This is a genomic window from Mesorhizobium sp. ESP6-5, assembly GCF_020164695.1.
Taxonomy (GTDB): Bacteria; Pseudomonadota; Alphaproteobacteria; order Rhizobiales; family Rhizobiaceae; genus Mesorhizobium; species Mesorhizobium australicum.
In genome coordinates this window covers 319,206-335,879 of the sequence record NZ_JAIUGR010000003.1, presented here as the reverse complement: position 1 = coordinate 335,879, position 16,674 = coordinate 319,206, and the positions used below count along the sequence as shown (strand labels likewise).

At 62.6% G+C, this 16,674-nt stretch carries 15 protein-coding genes and 1 other RNA gene; 6 read left to right on the top strand and 10 right to left on the bottom strand.

The window, feature by feature from the left end:
• Positions 1-12 precede the first annotated feature (12 nt).
• The 8 genes from LB524_RS06225 to ffs all read right to left on the bottom strand — a co-directional run bounded on the left by LB524_RS06225 (position 13) and on the right by ffs (position 8,199).
• Entirely contained in the window at positions 13-1,656 is a 1,644-nt protein-coding gene (locus LB524_RS06225; protein WP_140614797.1) for an ABC transporter substrate-binding protein, read from the bottom strand.
• A 260-nt stretch (positions 1,657-1,916) separates the two neighbouring features.
• Positions 1,917-3,194 (bottom strand): lytic murein transglycosylase, encoded by a 1,278-nt coding sequence (locus tag LB524_RS06220; protein WP_224524454.1) that lies wholly within the window; start codon positions 3,192-3,194, stop codon positions 1,917-1,919.
• 188 nt (positions 3,195-3,382) lie between these two features.
• Positions 3,383-3,988, bottom strand: a complete 606-nt coding sequence (gene recR / locus LB524_RS06215; protein WP_015314042.1) for a recombination mediator RecR — start codon at positions 3,986-3,988, stop codon at positions 3,383-3,385.
• Between the two features lie 78 nt (positions 3,989-4,066).
• On the bottom strand, positions 4,067-5,074 hold the full coding sequence (locus tag LB524_RS06210; RefSeq protein WP_224524452.1) for a cell wall hydrolase: 1,008 nt from the start codon (positions 5,072-5,074) through the stop codon (positions 4,067-4,069).
• A gap of 251 nt (positions 5,075-5,325) precedes the next feature.
• Positions 5,326-5,733, bottom strand: a complete 408-nt coding sequence (locus tag LB524_RS06205; protein ID WP_140614800.1) for a hypothetical protein — start codon at positions 5,731-5,733, stop codon at positions 5,326-5,328.
• 83 nt (positions 5,734-5,816) lie between these two features.
• Entirely contained in the window at positions 5,817-6,140 is a 324-nt protein-coding gene (locus LB524_RS06200) for a YbaB/EbfC family nucleoid-associated protein (protein ID WP_015314045.1), read from the bottom strand.
• A gap of 31 nt (positions 6,141-6,171) precedes the next feature.
• Positions 6,172-7,998, bottom strand: a complete 1,827-nt coding sequence (locus LB524_RS06195) for a DNA polymerase III subunit gamma/tau (RefSeq protein ID WP_015314046.1) — start codon at positions 7,996-7,998, stop codon at positions 6,172-6,174.
• Positions 7,999-8,102: 104 nt separating this feature from the next.
• Positions 8,103-8,199: signal recognition particle sRNA small type (ffs, locus tag LB524_RS06190), an RNA gene on the bottom strand.
• A 144-nt stretch (positions 8,200-8,343) separates the two neighbouring features.
• On the opposite strand from ffs, the gene LB524_RS06185 reads away from it, so the two are divergent.
• Genes LB524_RS06185 through LB524_RS06175 form a run of 3 tightly spaced genes read left to right on the top strand, consistent with a single transcriptional unit; the run spans position 8,344 to position 10,089 of the window.
• Positions 8,344-8,763 carry an HIT domain-containing protein gene (locus LB524_RS06185; protein ID WP_015314047.1) on the top strand — a complete coding sequence of 140 codons (420 nt, stop codon included), beginning with the start codon at positions 8,344-8,346 and terminating at the stop codon, positions 8,761-8,763.
• Positions 8,764-8,814: 51 nt separating this feature from the next.
• Positions 8,815-9,759 carry an NAD(+) diphosphatase gene (gene nudC / locus LB524_RS06180; protein ID WP_140714078.1) on the top strand — a complete coding sequence of 315 codons (945 nt, stop codon included), beginning with the start codon at positions 8,815-8,817 and terminating at the stop codon, positions 9,757-9,759.
• Positions 9,760-9,789: 30 nt separating this feature from the next.
• On the top strand, positions 9,790-10,089 hold the full coding sequence (locus tag LB524_RS06175; RefSeq protein WP_224524449.1) for a Dabb family protein: 300 nt from the start codon (positions 9,790-9,792) through the stop codon (positions 10,087-10,089).
• 1 nt (position 10,090) lies between these two features.
• Here LB524_RS06175 and LB524_RS06170 read toward each other — a convergent pair whose 3' ends face one another.
• Both LB524_RS06170 and LB524_RS06165 read right to left on the bottom strand, forming a co-directional pair.
• Positions 10,091-10,954: a prephenate dehydratase gene (locus tag LB524_RS06170; protein ID WP_015314050.1), complete on the bottom strand. Its 864-nt coding sequence runs from the start codon at positions 10,952-10,954 to the stop codon at positions 10,091-10,093.
• 9 nt (positions 10,955-10,963) lie between these two features.
• Positions 10,964-11,692 (bottom strand): 3-deoxy-manno-octulosonate cytidylyltransferase, encoded by a 729-nt coding sequence (locus LB524_RS06165; RefSeq protein WP_224524447.1) that lies wholly within the window; start codon positions 11,690-11,692, stop codon positions 10,964-10,966.
• Between the two features lie 193 nt (positions 11,693-11,885).
• Here LB524_RS06165 and LB524_RS06160 point away from each other — a divergent pair, with 193 nt between their 5' ends.
• The 3 genes from LB524_RS06160 (at position 11,886) to LB524_RS06150 (ending at position 16,513) form a co-directional block, all read left to right on the top strand.
• Complete coding sequence (locus LB524_RS06160; protein WP_224524445.1) at positions 11,886-12,587, top strand: c-type cytochrome; 702 nt, start codon at positions 11,886-11,888, stop codon at positions 12,585-12,587.
• Between the two features lie 165 nt (positions 12,588-12,752).
• Positions 12,753-14,630, top strand: a complete 1,878-nt coding sequence (locus tag LB524_RS06155; protein ID WP_140614807.1) for an extracellular solute-binding protein — start codon at positions 12,753-12,755, stop codon at positions 14,628-14,630.
• 14 nt (positions 14,631-14,644) lie between these two features.
• Positions 14,645-16,513, top strand: coding sequence for an extracellular solute-binding protein (locus LB524_RS06150; protein WP_224524443.1), 1,869 nt, complete (start codon positions 14,645-14,647; stop codon positions 16,511-16,513).
• Positions 16,514-16,674 lie beyond the last annotated feature (161 nt).

Genomic DNA, 16,674 nt, shown 5'->3' with positions numbered 1-16,674 from the left:
TGTCCGCGAACGCTATTCCTTAGAGACCGGCCCGACGAAGTTGGTGTCGAAGCTCGGACCAAGCGCGAAGCCCTTGAGGTTCTTGCGCAGACCAGCGACTTCCAGCTGCTGGTGGATGACGACGAAGGGGCTGGTGTCGAGGATCTTCTTTTCGAGATCCTTGTACATGTCGGCGCGCTTGCCAGAATCCTTCTCGAGCAGGGCTGCTTCCGTCTGCTTGGTCAGGTCCGGAATGTCCCAGGCATTGCGCCATGCCAGCGTCTTCGACTTGCCAGCATCCGAATTGTCCGGGTTCGAGGCAAAGGTCTGGGCATTGGAGTTCGGATCGAAATAGTCCTGGCCCCACTGGCCGATATAGATGTCGTGGTTGCGGGCACGGTATTTGGTCAGCGTCTGCTTGCCGTCGCCGGGGATGATCTCCAGCTTGATGCCGGCCTGGCCGAGCGTCTGCTGGATGGATTCCGCCATGCCGGTGGTCGGCTGGCCGGTGCGCACGTCCATGGTGACGCTGAAGCCGTCGGGCAGGCCGGCCTTGGCCAGCAGTTCCTTGGCCTTGGCGACATCGAGCTTGAACGGGTTCTCGTCCAGTTCGCCCAGAACGCCCTTGGGCAGGAAGGTCTGGTGGATCTCGCCGATGCCCTTGAGGATGGTCGTGCTCAACGCATCATAGTCGACCAGGTATTTGAAGGCCTGGCGGACCTCGGGCTTGGCGAGGTTCGGGTTCTTCTGGTTGAGGCTGATGTAGTAGACGGTGCCTTTCGGCGCGCTGGTGGTGGTGAGGTCGGCATTCTTGGCGATGGCGTCGAGGTCGTTCGGCTCGAGGTTGCGGGCAACGTCGATGTCGCCGGCTTCGAGCGCCAGGCGCTGCGCCGAGCTTTCCTTCATGTTGCGGTAGATGACGCGGGCGAGCTTGGCCTTTTCGCCGTAATAATTGTCGTTGCGCTCCATGACGACCGCCTCGTTGGCACGCCATTCACGCAGCTTGTAGACGCCCGAGCCGGCGTAGCCCGTCTTCAGCCAGGCGTTGCCGAAGTCGTTGTCCCATTTGTAGTCGGCGCTCGGCGTCACCGCCGCGACATGTTCCTTGACCAGCTTGGCGTCGACGATGGAAGCGACGGTGGCCGACAGGCAGTTCAGCACGAAACTTGGCGCATAGGCCTTGTCGACGGTGAACTGGAAGGTTGTGTCGTCGACCGCCTTGGCCTTCTCGGTGACGTTGTCGCCGCTGATGCCGAACTGATCGATGATGAAGGCCGGGCTCTTGTCCAGCTTGACGGCGCGCTCGAACGACCAGGCGACATCGGCGGCGGTGATCGGGTTGCCGGAGGCAAATTTCAGGCCCGGCTTGAGCTTGAACGTATAGGTCAGGCCATCGTCGGAGACGGTCCAGCTTTCGGCGAGATCGGGCTTGACCTTGGAAGTGTCGCTGAGGTCGAGGCGGACAAGAAGATCATAGGTGTTGCCGGTGACTTCGGCGGTCGACAGCTCGAACGCCTCGCCCGGATCCATCGAGATGATGTCGTCGATGGCAAAACCTTCGACAAGCGTATCGGCGGGGGTGACCGCGCCAGCCGGCGCTCCGGCCAGAAGCAGCGCCGACATGGCTGCGCCCGCAAGCAGGATACGGGATCGTAGAGCAAGCTTTTCCATCATCATGATGATTGTTCCCTGTTTTGTTGTTTGTTGACCTGAGTTCCCGGCTCAGGGTTACGGTGTTCTTTCAAGGCTCGACGAGAGCCTCTGCCCCACTAACGTCGTGGTTTTTGTCCAGTTGGTCAACAGCATATCCGGCGGCCCAGCGGTGGGCAACGAGCATTTATGCGACGGTTCATTGGACCAGAATGGCGGGCGGGCGTGTCGACGCATACATCAGCCAATCGAGGCACCGATCGAGAAAAAATCTGCTAGATTCGAAGCTATTTCAGCGCCGCGACGAGGCCGGCATCGGGAAAACAGGTGGCGGCCTGGCCATTCTTTTCCTGCCATCTGCCGATCGAGCGGCGGGTCTTGAAGCCAGGCAGGCCGTCGGCGCTGCCGACATCATAGCCCTTGGCTTCCAAGGCACGCTGCAGGGCGGCGATATCGGAGCGGTGGAGATCGCCGACCGGACCCCAGTCACCGGTAAAATTCTGGTCGCCATGGGCGATGCGGTCGGCGCCATGGCCGATGAACAGCGCATAGAGGTCGCTGGTGTTGTATTCCTTCAGCACGTAGAAATTGGGGGTCGCGATGAAGGTCGGACCGCTGCGCCCGGCCGGCATCAGCAGGAAACCTTCCGCCTTCAGCTCGCTTGCCGGGAACGCTTTGCCGCCGACGCGCTCGATGCCCATGGCGGCCCATTGCGCAATCTTTTTGCCCTGGTCCGGACCCTCCAGCGAACAGGAGACGCTCTGGGGCACCATCACCTCGAAACCCCAGCTGCGTCCCCTCACCCAGCCGTAGTGGACAAGATAATTGGCGATCGAAGCCAGCACATCGGGCGTCGAATTCCAGATGTCGACGCGGCCGTCGCCGTCGAAATCGACGGCATGCTTGAGGAAAGAGGTCGGCATGAATTGCGGCTGCCCGAGCGCGCCGGCCCAGGACGATTTCATCGCGCCGACCGGCGCCAGCCCACGCTCGACGATTTCCAGCGCCGCCAGCAGTTCTGTGCGGAAGAAATCCTTTTTCGTCGACATGAATGCCTTGGTGCCCAGCACCTCGAAGGCGTCGTAGGGCATCTTCGCCGCGCCGAAGCCGGTTTCGCGGCCCCAGATCGCCAGAAGGATTTCGCCCGGCACGCCATAGCGCTTCTCGATCGAGGCAAGCGTGCGGGCGTTGGCGGCTTCGCGGGCGCGTCCACCTGATGTCACCGCACGAACCGTCTTCTCGGCGAAATAGGCGCCGGGCGATCCGAACTCGGCCTGATGCTGCTTCTGCGGCGTCTTCGGCTTCTCGCCCGGCATGACAAGGTCGGGGAGTTTGAGGTTCGGCTTCACGCCGCTGAAGGCGGCGTCGAAAGTCTGCTTGGAGACGCCTTTCGCCTTGGCGTCCGGCCAGAGGTCGGTTTGAAGCCAGGCACGGAACTGGTCGTCGATCTTGGCGGCGGAAGCGGGGATGGTGAGGAAGACGGCGAGGAGTGCGGCTAGAAAGAATGCAAGACTAAATTTGCGAAGGTCGCGTTCCGTCGCACCCCCCTCTGTCCTGCCGGACATCTCCCCCGCAAGGGGGGAGATCGGCTGTCGGCTCGGCTTTCGCCAATCACCAACGTTGAAAGGAGTTCGCCGACGCCGAAGCTGCCAATCTCCCCCCTTGCGGGGGAGATGTCCGGCAGGACAGAGGGGGGTGCCTGGCACAGACAGGTGAATGACGGCCATAGAATGCACCTTCCCCACCAATAACGTTAAAACGCCGTCCTGGACCGCAGCGCCGCGGCAAGCGTTCCCTCGTCGAGATAGTCGAGCTCACCGCCGACCGGCACGCCGTGCGCCAGCCGCGTTATCTTGACCTCGAAACCGGAGAGCTGATCGGTGAGGTAGTGCGCGGTGGTCTGGCCCTCGACCGTCGCGTTGACGGCGAGGATGATTTCCTTGATTTCGCCGCCGGCGACGCGATCGATCAGCGAGCGGATGTTGAGCTGGTCCGGGCCGATGCCGTCGAGCGGCGACAGCGTGCCGCCGAGCACATGGTAGCGCACGTTCATCGCCGCCGCCCGCTCCAGCGCCCAGAGATCAGAGACGTCCTCGACGATGATCAGGGTGGCGGCATCGCGGCGTGGGTCCGTGCAGATCATGCAGGGGTCCGAGGTGTCGACATTGCCGCAGGTCGAGCAGATGCGCACCTTGTCGGCGGCCTCGCCCATGGCGGCGGCCAGCGGCGAAAGCAGCTGTTCCTTCTTCTTGATCAGGTGCAGCGCGGCGCGCCTGGCCGAACGGGGGCCAAGCCCCGGCACCTTGGCCAGGAGCTGGATCAGGCGTTCGATCTCGGGACCGGCGATTCGCTTGGACATCGCTCTGATCTAGGATTTTTCAGAGCGCTTTGAAACATCCCCCGTCGACGCACGGTTCGCCATGCTGCCATGCGAGAATTAGTTTGTTTCAAGCGGGCGGCCCTGGCTGACAATCATCGCGCCTATGGCATCGGTGTTTTCAGGCGTCGACTGGAATCCCATCGAGGCTTCCTGTGGAGCGTCCTGGATCGAGGAGATGACCCGTTTGTTCGAGGTTCCGCTGTTCAGGGTTCCGCCAAAACGGGCGGCATCCGGCTCTTCCATCGGCTCCTGCATGGCAACTTCCACCGGCTTCGCCGAGACCCGCGCGGATTTTGCCGTCGGCGCCGCGGCCGCGGTCAGATAGGTCTGCTGCGCGGGGGCGGTACGGACGGGCTCCGGCTTGGCCGCCGGTTCCGCCGCGGCGGTCATGTAGACTTGCTGGGCTGGAGCGTTGCGAACTGATGCCTTGGCCGGGCGCACTGTCTCGATGGATGCGACCCGTGTCGCGGGTACCCCCGGCAACGCCGCCGGCTGCTCGGCCGAGGCAATCATCGGCTCATCCGGCAGCGGCTGCCAGTTGCGGCCGCGCTTCTCGTAGAAGGCGTTGCCGCCGGCTACCATGGTGTAGTGCATGTTCTTGTAGGGGAAGCGCAGGCCGGCGGTGTGGAAATACATCGTGTTCTTGAGCTTGGTCTTGCGCTCGCCCTTGAGCACGGCGTCGGCGGCCTTTTCGACATCGGGCATTGCGCGCGAATTCATCGATCTGGTCATGACGCCCGGCGCGAATTGCCCGGGCTCACCGACCACTTGGCAGATGGTGCTGCCATGGTTGCCCGAGCGCAGCCGGTTCATCACCACCGTGCCGACCGCGATCATGCCGTCGCGGCTCGACCGGTTGGATTCGAAGAACATCGCCCGTTCCAGGCATTCCCTGTCCTTCGGCGTGTGACTGTAGGCGCGCGAACTCAGAAAGCTCGGCGTGATGGCGTCGGTCAGGTTGGCGACGGACATGCCGTGCGAGGTTGTCTGGCTGCAAGCGGCCAAGAAAAGGGGAGACGTAATGACGCCGAGCAACAGCGGCGTCTTCCATCGCATCGCGATCAACAGGTAACCCTCTCACTTCAACGCCCGCCCCCAGGCTGCGGCAAGAATGAGACACTTTCGGGCAAAATGATGGCCAAAACGTTATTAACGGCATACTGTTGCCGAATTGACACAAAATCGAGGCTTTCCAGATAGATCGAGCCATCGTTTCACATGGATGATGACCGTTCTCTCTTCGTTTTGCCGCAATTCCCTTGGGGAAACGCCAAGTGCTTTTCCCGGCAAGACCGCGCCATGCGTTCCAAAACGGCCTATTGCCCGGCGGCGATTGCTGCCGGCCGGCCGGGCTCGATCTCTTCGATCTTCTCTGAAAACAGGCCGCGCCTGAGAAACAGCGCCCGCGCCTCCCTGGCCGTCGGCGCGATCTTGCCCGGCCAGTCGCTGTCGATGAACTCGGCCTTGGTGAAATCAGGATTTGTTTCGGAGGCCGCCTCCAGGAATTCGGCGATTTCCAGCACGATCGCGCGTTCATCTCTTGAAAGCGCCGACGTGCCGGCCTCGATCGACGGCCGATGCACGAAATCCTCGAACAGGTTGAAGTAGCCCTTGATGCCGACGAGATCGACACCGGCATCGCAATCGGCGAGGATTTCCAGAATCTCGTAGATCCTGTTGCGGATACGCTGCTCGATCAGTCTTTCGGACGGCTCGTCGATCATGGGCGCCGGTCTCAGCTTTCATGCATATCGTTGCCTGCGCACCTCAGGGCCGAGCCCGTGGGCATGCTTTTGGGCGACATGCATCAGAAAGGCAGTTTCATTCCCGGGGGAATGGGCAGGCCGGCGGTCAGCGCCTTGGTCTTTTCCTGCATGATCTGCTCGACCTTGGCCTTGGCGTCATTGTGCGCGGCAAGAATCAAATCCTCGAGGATTTCGACGTCGTCCTCCTTGAACAAGGACGGGTCGATCTTCAGCGACTTGATATCGAATTTTCCGCTCAGCGTGACGCTGACCAGGCCGCCGCCGGCCTGACCGAGGGCTTCGACCGTCGCAATCTCATCCTGCATGGCCTGGAACTTGGCCTGCATTTCCTTCGCCTTGCCCATCAGGCCGAGAAGATCTTTCATGGTCCGATCCTTTGCGGATTAGTGCTGGATATCAGGGTTCGTCGTCATCGGCCGGCGGCTCGACCGGCATTTCGGCCTCGCTCGCGTCGGCGTCGGGCGTGTCGGGAATGCGCACATCGATGATCTTGGCGCCGGGAAAGCGGGCCAGGATGGAGGCCACGGTCGGGTCGTTCCTGGCATCGAGGAAAGCGTTTTCACGCTTCGTTGATTCCATCTCGGCCAGCGTCTGGCCGCCCTCCTCCTTCGACAGCGACACCAGCCAGTGGCGGCCGGTCCAGGCGCGCAGCTTGGTCGTCAGGTCGTTGAGCAGCATCTTGGGCGCATCGTCGGTCAGGCTTACGTCGATGCGGCCCGGTTCGATGCGCACAAGACGAATGCAGCTCTTGATCAGCACCTTGAAGGCGATGTCGCGTTTCGCGTCGGCAAGGGCAACGATGTCGGCCAGCGATTTCAGCGGTACGGTTTGCACCTCCGGCGCCGGTTGCGGAGGCGCGACGAAGGCAGTCGGAGTAGGCGTGGCCTCGACCAGCCGCATGGTCTGCGCGCCGCCCGAGCCGCCAGGCATGCGCGCCTGCGCCACGGCGCTGGCGCCATTGCCGGGATTCACGGGGCCGGGGCTCATCGGCGCGCCGTTCGGGCGCGGCGCGGCGCCAGTTGCCGAGGCGCCGCTCTCCAGCGATCTCAGCGCCTCGTCCAATGTCGGCAGGTCGGCGGCATGCGCCAGCCGGATCAACACCATTTCGGCGGCACTGACCGGCCGGTTGGAGGACTGCACCTCGGGAATACCCTTGAGCAGCATCTGCCAGGTCCGCGACAGCACCCTGACCGACAACGCCCGGGCGAAATCGGCACCGCGCTGACGCTCGTCCTGCGACAGCGAGGCATCGTCCATCGCGGTCGGCACGAAGCGCAGTCTGGTGACGAGATGGTTGAACTCGGCAAGATCGGTGAGCACGGCGGCCGGATCGGCGCCGGTATCGTATTGCGCGCGAAACTCCCCAAGGGCTGCCGCCACATCGCCCTTCATCACATGTTCGAACAGATCGACGATGCGGGCGCGGTCGGCCAGCCCCAGCATGGCGCGCACGGCCTCGGCGCTGACCGAGCCGGCGCCATGGGCGATCGCCTGGTCGAGAATGGAGAGCGAATCGCGGGCGGAACCTTCCGCAGCGCGCGCGATCATCGCCAGCGCGTCGTCGTCGACCGAAATGCCTTCCTTGCCGGCGATCGAGGAGAGATGCGAGACGAGCGCGCCGGCGTCGATGCGCCTCAGGTCGAATCGCTGGCAGCGAGACAGGACGGTGATCGGAACCTTGCGGATCTCGGTGGTGGCGAAGATGAACTTGACGTGCGGCGGCGGCTCTTCCAGCGTCTTCAGCAGGCCATTGAAGGCCTGCGTCGACAGCATGTGCACTTCGTCGATGATGTAGACCTTGTAGCGGGCCGAGACCGGCGCGTAGCGCACGCGCTCGATGATGTCCCTGATGTCGTCGATGCCGGTGTGCGAAGCGGCGTCCATCTCGATGACGTCGACATGGCGGCCTTCCATGATCGCCTGGCAGTGCTCGCCAAGCACGGCGAGGTCGACCGAGGGCTGATCCGTGGTGGCGGTTTTATAATTCAGGGCACGCGCCAAAATGCGCGCGGTGGTGGTCTTGCCGACGCCGCGCACACCGGTCAGCATCCAGGCCTGGGCAATGCGGCCGGTGGCAAAGGCATTGGTGAGGGTGCGCACCATCGGCTCCTGGCCGACGAGTTCGGAAAAATTCGACGGACGGTATTTGCGCGCCAGCACGCGGTAGGCAGCGGCCTTGCCCGTCGCCAGACTATCGGGGCCCGAATTTCCGGCTTCGCTCATTCGCCCGTTAAGCTCCAAAAGGCCGCGCCCACAGGCGCCGATTCCTGCGCATAGTCTCGCCCGCGCTGCAATGCGTCGTCAATGTCGCGAGGAGGGCCGATGAGGTGGGAGGCTGGAACAATGACCCGTTCCGGGCTCGTTAGGGCTGCTTCCTTCCGGACCTGACCCGGTTGGCGAGTGGATCGTCCACCACCAACCTCCCGCTGTCCATATCGGCAATTGCGCGACGAAATGCAAGTGCGCAGGCAAATCGGCACCGCGAACCACCAGATTCGCTTGCAGCACCGGTGCAGCCGCTTTAGCGTTCATGGTTTGAGGAAACCAAGAAAAGCAAGGGAAACGCCGATGCTGCCGGGCCTGAAGGCCGGATTCACGCTGGATGCCCGGCTGGAGGCCGACAGCGAGCAATTGATGTGGCTGGGGCTGTGCGAATTGCGGGTGATGAACGACCGCCGTTGGCCATGGCTGCTCCTGGTGCCGCAGCGGCCGGGCGCGGAGGAGATCCACGACATGACGCCGCTCGACCAGGCGATGCTGACCTTCGAGACCAATATGGTGGCGCAGGCGCTGAAGAAGGTGAGCGGCTGCACCAAGATCAACACCGGTGCGCTCGGCAACATCGTGCGCCAACTGCATGTCCACATCATCGCACGGTCCGAGGGCGATCCCGGCTGGCCCGGCCCGGTCTGGGGGCACGGGCTGCGCGAGCCCTATCAGCGTTCCGACCTGCGCCGGTTTGCCGAAACGATAAGGGCAGCGCTATAAGCCTTGCCGTGTCCATCCCAAGCATGTCCATCCCAAAACACCAGAGTCCATATGACCTTCCGCCTGTTTGACGCGCCCGTGCGCGAGCCGAGCCAGTTCGTCGGCTTTGCCGGCAACACGATCGACCGGCAATCCGAGAACCGCGCCGACGATTCGGTCGACAAGGCGCTGGCCGACCCGACGACGCGGCTGCTGTTGATGAATGGCGGCAGGCTCCTGCTGAAGCCCGGCGAGGGCGGCCGCCTCGACCCATGGTTCGGCATCGCCGAAAGCGAGCCCTTCAGCCCTTCGGTCGACCAGGGCGTGCTGCTCGGCTTTTCCGAACAGGGGCCGGTGCTGGCGGTGCTGGCGGGCGTCGATGCCGAACAGCTGCCTGAAACCATTAAGGCGATCGATTACCGCTCGGTCTATATGCAAGGGCTGATCGACGAGGCCGCCGCCGGCGCGATGGCGCAGGGCGCCGCCCTGCTTGCCTGGCACGCCAGTCACCGCTTCTGCAGCAAATGCGGCACGCAATCGCAGATGCGGGCCGGCGGCTACAAACGGCATTGCCCCAATTGTGGCACCGAGCATTTTCCGCGCACCGACCCGGTAGCGATCATGCTGACCACGACGCGGGAGAAATGCCTGCTCGGGCGCGGCCGGCATTTCGCGCCGGGCATGTATTCGGCGCTTGCCGGCTTCATCGAGCCGGGCGAGACGATCGAGGCGGCGGTGCGCCGCGAAACGCTGGAGGAGGCGGGCATCCGGCTCGGCCGCGTCGTCTACCACGCCAGCCAGCCCTGGCCGTTCCCCTATTCGCTGATGATCGGATGCTTCGGCGAGCCGCTCAACGAGGACATCCAGGCCGATCTCAACGAACTGGAGGACTGCCGCTGGTTTTTGCGCGACGAGGTGCGCCTGATGCTGGACCGAACGCATCCCGACAATCTGGTCACGCCGCCGAAAGGCGCCATTGCGCACCACCTCATCCGCGCCTGGGTCGACAGCGAATAACGAATATCGAAGTCATTGCAGGAGAGACAAATGATCCGTCACACCGTCGTCTTCACGCTGAAGCACCCACCGCATTCGCTGGAGGAAAAGCGGTTCCTCGTCGACGCCAGGAAAATCCTGTCGGCGATCCGGGGCGTCACGCATTTCGAGCAATTGCGGCAGATCAGCCCGAAGAACGACTATCAGTTCGGCTTCTCGATGGAGTTCGCCGACCAGGCCGCCTACACCAGGTACAACGACCATCCCGACCATGTCGCCTTCGTGCGCGACCGCTGGGTGCCGGAGGTCGAGGCCTTCATGGAGATCGATTACGTGCCGTTGGGCTGGTAGCTCAATCCGCGACCTTCCACTGCTCGCGTGACTCGCTGGCTGGATAGACGCCGAGGATCCGCACTTCGCGCGAGAAGAACCGCAGCTCGTCGAGCGCCAGCTTGACCAGCGGATCGTCGGGGTGGCCCTCGATGTCGGCGTAGAACAGCGTCGCCGTGAAGGCACCGAGCTGGTAGCTTTCGAGCTTGGTCATGTTGATGCCGTTGGTGGCGAAGCCGCCCATGGCCTTGTAGAGCGCGGCCGGCACGTTACGGACGCGAAAGATGAAGGTCGTCATCATCTTGACGTCGGGTGACGGGCGCTCGGCCCATTGCTTGCTTTTGGTCAGGACGACGAAGCGGGTGACGTTGCTGTCGGTGTCCTCGACATTCTCCTCGATGATGTCGAGCCCGTAGAGCGTCGCTGCCAGCGCCGGCGACAACGCGGCCATGGTGCGGTCCTTGACCTCGGAGACCATCTTGGCGGCGCCCGCCGTGTCGCCGGCGACCACTCCCTTCCACCCGTTCTTGCGGATGTATTTGCGGCATTGGCCGAGGGCGTGGATGTGGGTGTGCACGGTCTTGATCTCGTCGCGCCTGACGCCCGGCAGCACCATCAGCTGGAAATGGATCGGCAGGAAATATTCGCCGACGATGTGCAGCTTCGATTCCGGCAGAAGGTGGTGGATGTCGGCGACGCGCCCGGCGATGGTGTTCTCGATCGGGATCATGGCAAGATCGGCCTTGCCGGTCTCCACGGCATTGAACGCGTCCTCGAAGGTCGGGCACGGCAATGGCTCCATAGAGGGATAGACGTTGCGGCTGGCGGTGTCGGAATTGGCGCCGGGCTCGCCCTGGAAGGATATTCTATTGGTCTTTTCAGGCATGCTGATATCTCAGTTGGAAAGGATTTGCCTGGCACGGTCCAGGTCTTCAGGGGTGTCGACACCAAGCGGCAGCGACTGCACGATCTCGGCGTCGATGCGCATGCCGGCTTCCAGGGCCCGCAGCTGCTCCAGCCGCTCGCGGCGCTCAAGCGGCGACGGCTTCAGCGCGACGAAACGCTCGAGTGCCGCGCGTCGATAGGCGTATAGGCCGACGTGGTGATAGAGCGGCCCCTCACCCCAGGGTGCCGTGGCGCGGGTGAAGTAAAGCGCCCGCAACCGCGTGCCGGTGAGCGGCGACCCGACGATCTTGACGACGTTAGGATTGGTCTTTTCCCCCTCGCGGACGATCTCGACGCCGAGCGTGGCGATATCCACCAAGGGGTCGTCGAACGGCCTGAGCGAAGCGGCGATGATGCCGGGATCGATGGTCGGCAGGTCGCCCTGCACATTGACGATCGTTTCGACCTTGCCCAAGGGATCAAGAGCGATCAACGCCTCGTGGATGCGATCCGAACCCGACTCATGATCCAAGCGCGTCATCACGGCCTCGAAACCATGCGCCCGCACCGCTTCGGCCACGCTTTGCGTGTCGGTCGCCACCACCACCCGGCCAAGCCCGGCCTCGGCCGCGCGGCGCGCCACATGAACGATCATCGGCGCGCCCGATATGTCGGCCAGCGGCTTGCCCGGCAGGCGTGTCGAGGCCATGCGGGCCGGGATCAGGATCAAGGTGGACATCGGTCTGGCAAGGCGTTCGAAAAGAGGAGGGGAAAAGTGGCAAAAGGTCTCACTGGAAGCGCCCTTATAGGTGTTGCAACGCCCGAGCAAAAGACCTAGTTTCCGCCCGATTTGACCGGCTCTGGAGGGCTGGTCTCGATACCGACGGACGGAGTGGACGGATCAGTCCGCCGGAAAAGGGAGCAAGGGGCGTATGGATTCCAACGAAGTCAACAAGCTGCTCGCCGGATTGCTCGGAACCGTTTTCGTCGTTTTCTCCGTCGGCCTGGTGTCTGACGCGCTGTTTGCCTCGCCCGCTCCGGAAAAACCAGGCTTCGCCATCGAGGCCGCCGAGCCGGCAGAGGGCGGCCCTGCAACGCCGGCCGCCGCGGCCAAGCCGATCGCCGATCTGCTGGCCACCGCCAATGTCGAGGCGGGTGCCGCCGTGTTCAAGAAGTGCCAGGCCTGCCATTCCGGCGAAAAGGGCGGCCCAAACAAGGTCGGCCCCGATCTGTGGGACCTCGTCGACCGCCCGGTCGCCGAACATGAAGGCTTCGCCTATTCGGCCGGCATGAAGGAATTCTCCAAGGGCGGCACGGAGAAGTGGACCTATGACAACATCAACCACTTCATCACCTCGCCAAAGAAATTCGTGAAAGGCACGGCGATGGGCTTCGCCGGCCTGCCCAAGGAAGAGGACCGCGCCAACGTCATCGCCTATCTGCGCACGCTGTCGGACAATCCCAAGCCGCTGCCCGCGCCGGGCGCTGCCGCCGACGCGACGGCGCCGGCCAAGCCGGCTGAAGGTGCCGCACCGGCCAAGCCGGCCGAAGGGGCTGCTCCCGCCAAGCCGGCGGCACCTGCGGCTCCCGCCGCACCAGCTCCGGCCGCCCCAGCACCGGCGCCTGCTCAATAACCCAAATATCGTCTCGACGACCTTGAAAAAGCCGGGTTCAGCCCGGCTTTTTCGTTAGGAAAATCGCATATGCGGCGACAAAGCCGCGCATGGCGGTTTTCACGCGCGACAAATCATCTAGATTGCCTTTCTGGATGATGGCACGCATCGCGAAGAGGACAGTGGATGACGCTTGGCCGGGTGCTTCTCAAATCATTGCTGGCGGCGGCCCTGCTGGCCGCGGGGTTGCAGGCGGCCCTGGCCGACGAGTGGCGCACGACATCATCGCTGATCGGCGAATCCAAATATGGCGACAACTTCCAGCACTATGATTACGTCAATCCGAACGCGCCCAAAGGCGGCACGCTGAATTCGGTGGTGCTGGGCACTTTCGACAGCTTCAATCCCTATATCGTGCAGGGTTCGCCGGCCGCCGGCCTGGTCGGCTTCGGCGGCGGCCTGCTCTATGACACGCTGATGGAGCAGGCGACCGATGAGGGCAGCGTCAGCCATCCTCTGATCGCCGACGCCTACAAATTCCCGGCCGACTATTCCTCGGCGACTTACCGGCTCGACCCCCGCGCCAAATGGCATGACGATCAGCCGATCACCGTCGACGACGTGATCTGGTCGTTCCAGATGCTGAAGGCGAACAGCCCGCAATACAGCCGTTATTTCGAGAACGTCACCGATGCGGTGGCGATCTCCGACCGCGAGGTCGAGTTCCATTTCAACCAGAAGGGCAACCGCGAACTGCCGAAGATCCTTGGGGATCTCGCCGTGCTGCCGAAGCATTGGTGGGAAGGCACGGACGCCAATGGCAAGAAGCGCGACGTCACCAGGCCGACGCTGGAAATTCCGCTCGGTTCGGCTGCCTACAAGATCGCCAGCTTCAAGCCGGGCTCGGAGATCGTCTGGCAGCGCGTGCCCGACTACTGGGCGGCCAAGCTGCCGGTGAAGATCGGCCGCGAGAATTTCAACACGCGCCGATACACCTACATTCTCGACGACAATGCCGCCTGGCTTGCCTTCACCAAGGGTGGGCTGGAAGACATCAACCGCGAATACAGCTCCCGCAAATGGGCTACAGCCTATAATTTCCCGGCCATTCAGGCTGGCGACGTCATCAAGAAGGACTTCCAGACCCGGTCGCCGCAGCCGATGCAGGGCTTTGTGCTAAATCAGAGGCGGCCGCTGTTCCAGGACCGACTGGTCCGCGAGGCATTGACCATACCCTTCGATTTCGAGAGCATGAATCGCACCTTGTTCTTCGGCTTCAACACACGCACATCGAGCTATTTCCAAGGTACCGAACTGGCGTCCAGCGGATTGCCGCAGGGCAAGGAACTGGAAATCCTGGAAAAGTATCGCGACAAGCTGCCGCCAGAACTCTTCTCTCAGGAGTTCAAGCTGCCCGTCTACGACTCGCCGCAAGCGGAACGAAAGTATCTGAAGCAGGCCGTCGATCTCTTCGCCAAGGCCGGATGGATCATCAAGGGCGGCAAGATGCTCAACGCCAAGACAGGCGCACCGTTCAAGTTCGAGATCCTCGGCTGGAACGACACAGACCAGGTGATCGCCAGCCCCTACATCGCCAACCTGCGCAAGATCGGCGTCGACGCTACCCTGCGTATCATCGACCAGACGCAGTATATCAACCGCGTCAACAATTTCGATTTCGATGTCGTGACGGGTCTGTTCGGCCAGTCGGAGTCGCCCGGCAACGAGCAGCGCGATTTCTGGAGTTCCAAGGCCGCCGATGCGCCTGGTTCGCGCAACCTGATGGGTATCAAGGATCCAGTCGTCGACGCGCTTGTCGATCGCATCATCTTCGCCACCGATCGCGATGATCTCGTCGCCGCCACCCACGCACTCGACCGCATCCTGCTGTGGAACTTCTACGTCGTGCCGCAATATTACCGTTCAGCGGTATGGCTGGCCTATTGGAACAAGTTCAAGTTCCCCGACAAACAGCCTGCCTATGTCGGCGCCGACATCGATTCATGGTGGATCGACCCGGACAAGGAAAAAACGCTGGCGGCCAAATACAAGGGCGGCAATTGATGGGGCGGCAATTGATGGCGGCCCTGCCCCGCCGCGATTTCCTGGCTTTGGGTGGCGCTGCCGCTGCAGCAGCGCTGATGCCGGGCAAAGCCTTTGCAAACGTTGCGACCGGCACCAAGCTGCACGGCCTTTCCGCCTTCGGCGACCTCAAATACAAGCCTGATTTCCCGCATTTCGACTATGTCAAAGTCGATGCGCCCAAGGGCGGCATCTTCAATTTCTCGCCGCCGAATTGGGGTTACAACCAGGATACGCAGACTTTCAACACGCTGAACTCCTTCGCCAACAAGGGCGATGCGCCGCCACGCATGGAGATGTGTTTCGACGCGCTGATGGTGCGGGCGCTCGATGAACCCGACGCGGTATATGGCCAGATCGCGGATGGCGTGACGCTCTCCGACGACCGCAATGGCTTCACCTTCTCGCTTCGACCCGAGGCGCGTTTCCATGACGGCACGCCGCTGACGGCGCAGGATGCTGCCTTCACCTTCAAGCTCTACAAGGAGAAGGGCCATCCCGACCTATCGCTGTCGCTGACGCACATGATCGATGCCGTTGCCGTCGATGACCGCACACTGCGGCTTACTTTTTCCGGCAAGCAATCCGCCCGGACCGTGCTCAACGTGGTGGAATTCCCGATCCTGTCCAAGGCCTTCTACACGGCAAATCCCTTCGATTCCTCGCAATTGAACCCGCCGCTCGGGTCCGGCGCCTACAAGGTCGGGCGTTTCTCGGCCGGCGCATGGATCGAGTACGATCGGGTGGCGGACTATTGGGGTCGTGACCTCGCGTTCAATCGCGGACAGAACAATTTCGATCGTATCCGCATCGAGTTCTACCAGAACCGCAACGCCGGATTCGAAGCCTTCAAGAAAGGTGAGATCACTTATCGCGAGGAATTCGTGTCACGCGTTTGGGCCACCGCCTATGACTTCCCTGCAATGACCGCGGGCAAAGTGGCCAAGCATGAATTCCCGGCCGAAAAGCGACCCTCGATGCAGGCCACCGCGGTCAATCAGCGGCGAGAGCAGTTTCGCGACCCTAGGGTGAGGCGGGCGCTCGCGCTATGTTTCGATTTCGAGTGGACGCGCCGCAACTTCTTCTACGGCTCGTACGAGCGTTCGCAATCCTGCTTCGAGAAATCGGACTTTCGCGCCGAAGGGACACCGTCGCAGCAAGAACTGGCTCTGCTGGAGCCGCTGCGAAGCCAGTTGCCGGCAGAGGTCTTCGGCGAGGCAGTGACCCAGCCCGCATCCGACGGCTCCGGTCGCGACCGCAAGCTGCTTGGCCAAGCGGCAAAGCTTCTGTCCGCCGCTGGGTGGAAGCGATCAGGCGACTTTGTCGTTAACGACAAGGGGGGCCGGCTTTCAGCCGAGTTCATGGTCGATGACGACACCTTCGTCCAGGTCTATTCGCCTTGGGTCGCCAACATGAAGGCGATCGGCATCGACGCCACGATACGGTTGGTGGATTCGGCGCAATACCAGTCCAGGCAGGCGAGTTTCGACTTCGACCTCTTGTCTGCTGCCTTTTCGTTCAGCGCGACGCCGACTCGGGATGATCTCGAAGTCTTCTTCCATTCGAGCACCGCCGGCGTCTCCGGCTCCCGCAACTTGCCGGGTATCTCCGATCCCGCTGTCGACACGCTGATCAATGCCGTGGGCGCGGCAAAGGACCGTGAAAACCTGACCGTGGCGATGCGGGCGCTCGACCGGGTCTTGCGTGCGCGATGCGATTGGATTCCTAGTTGGTTCCTGGCGAATCATCGCGTTGCCTATTGGGACATGTTCGGCTTTCCCGAACAAAAGCCCGATTTCGGCTTTCCGGTCGAGACGCTGTGGTGGTTCGATAAAGGCAAGGCGGCAAAAATTGGCAAAGGCTGAATTCCTTGGGGGTGTTGGCGCTGCCCCTCACCTGCCTGCCGGCATCCTCTCCCCGTATAGCGACGGGGCGAGGGGCGCTCTCACCAACGGTTTCGCCAACTACGAGAGTCGCATTAAGAACGCCGAGACTGCGGCCAGCCCCTTTCTCCCCGTCACTATAC

What these genes read in the sequence shown, in the direction of transcription:
- LB524_RS06225 (WP_140614797.1), bottom strand. Translation starts at nt 1,656, where the DNA reads ATGATGATGGAAAAGCTTGCTCTACGATCCCGTATCCTGCTTGCGGGC.
- LB524_RS06220 (WP_224524454.1), bottom strand. Translation starts at nt 3,194, where the DNA reads ATGTCCGGCAGGACAGAGGGGGGTGCGACGGAACGCGACCTTCGCAAA.
- recR (WP_015314042.1), bottom strand. Translation starts at nt 3,988, where the DNA reads ATGTCCAAGCGAATCGCCGGTCCCGAGATCGAACGCCTGATCCAGCTC.
- LB524_RS06205 (WP_140614800.1), bottom strand. Translation starts at nt 5,733, where the DNA reads ATGATCGACGAGCCGTCCGAAAGACTGATCGAGCAGCGTATCCGCAAC.
- LB524_RS06200 (WP_015314045.1), bottom strand. Translation starts at nt 6,140, where the DNA reads ATGAAAGATCTTCTCGGCCTGATGGGCAAGGCGAAGGAAATGCAGGCC.
- LB524_RS06195 (WP_015314046.1), bottom strand. Translation starts at nt 7,998, where the DNA reads ATGAGCGAAGCCGGAAATTCGGGCCCCGATAGTCTGGCGACGGGCAAG.
- LB524_RS06185 (WP_015314047.1), top strand. Translation starts at nt 8,344, where the DNA reads ATGCTGCCGGGCCTGAAGGCCGGATTCACGCTGGATGCCCGGCTGGAG.
- nudC (WP_140714078.1), top strand. Translation starts at nt 8,815, where the DNA reads ATGACCTTCCGCCTGTTTGACGCGCCCGTGCGCGAGCCGAGCCAGTTC.
- LB524_RS06175 (WP_224524449.1), top strand. Translation starts at nt 9,790, where the DNA reads ATGATCCGTCACACCGTCGTCTTCACGCTGAAGCACCCACCGCATTCG.
- LB524_RS06170 (WP_015314050.1), bottom strand. Translation starts at nt 10,954, where the DNA reads ATGCCTGAAAAGACCAATAGAATATCCTTCCAGGGCGAGCCCGGCGCC.
- LB524_RS06165 (WP_224524447.1), bottom strand. Translation starts at nt 11,692, where the DNA reads ATGTCCACCTTGATCCTGATCCCGGCCCGCATGGCCTCGACACGCCTG.
- LB524_RS06160 (WP_224524445.1), top strand. Translation starts at nt 11,886, where the DNA reads ATGGATTCCAACGAAGTCAACAAGCTGCTCGCCGGATTGCTCGGAACC.
- LB524_RS06155 (WP_140614807.1), top strand. Translation starts at nt 12,753, where the DNA reads ATGACGCTTGGCCGGGTGCTTCTCAAATCATTGCTGGCGGCGGCCCTG.
- LB524_RS06150 (WP_224524443.1), top strand. Translation starts at nt 14,645, where the DNA reads ATGGCGGCCCTGCCCCGCCGCGATTTCCTGGCTTTGGGTGGCGCTGCC.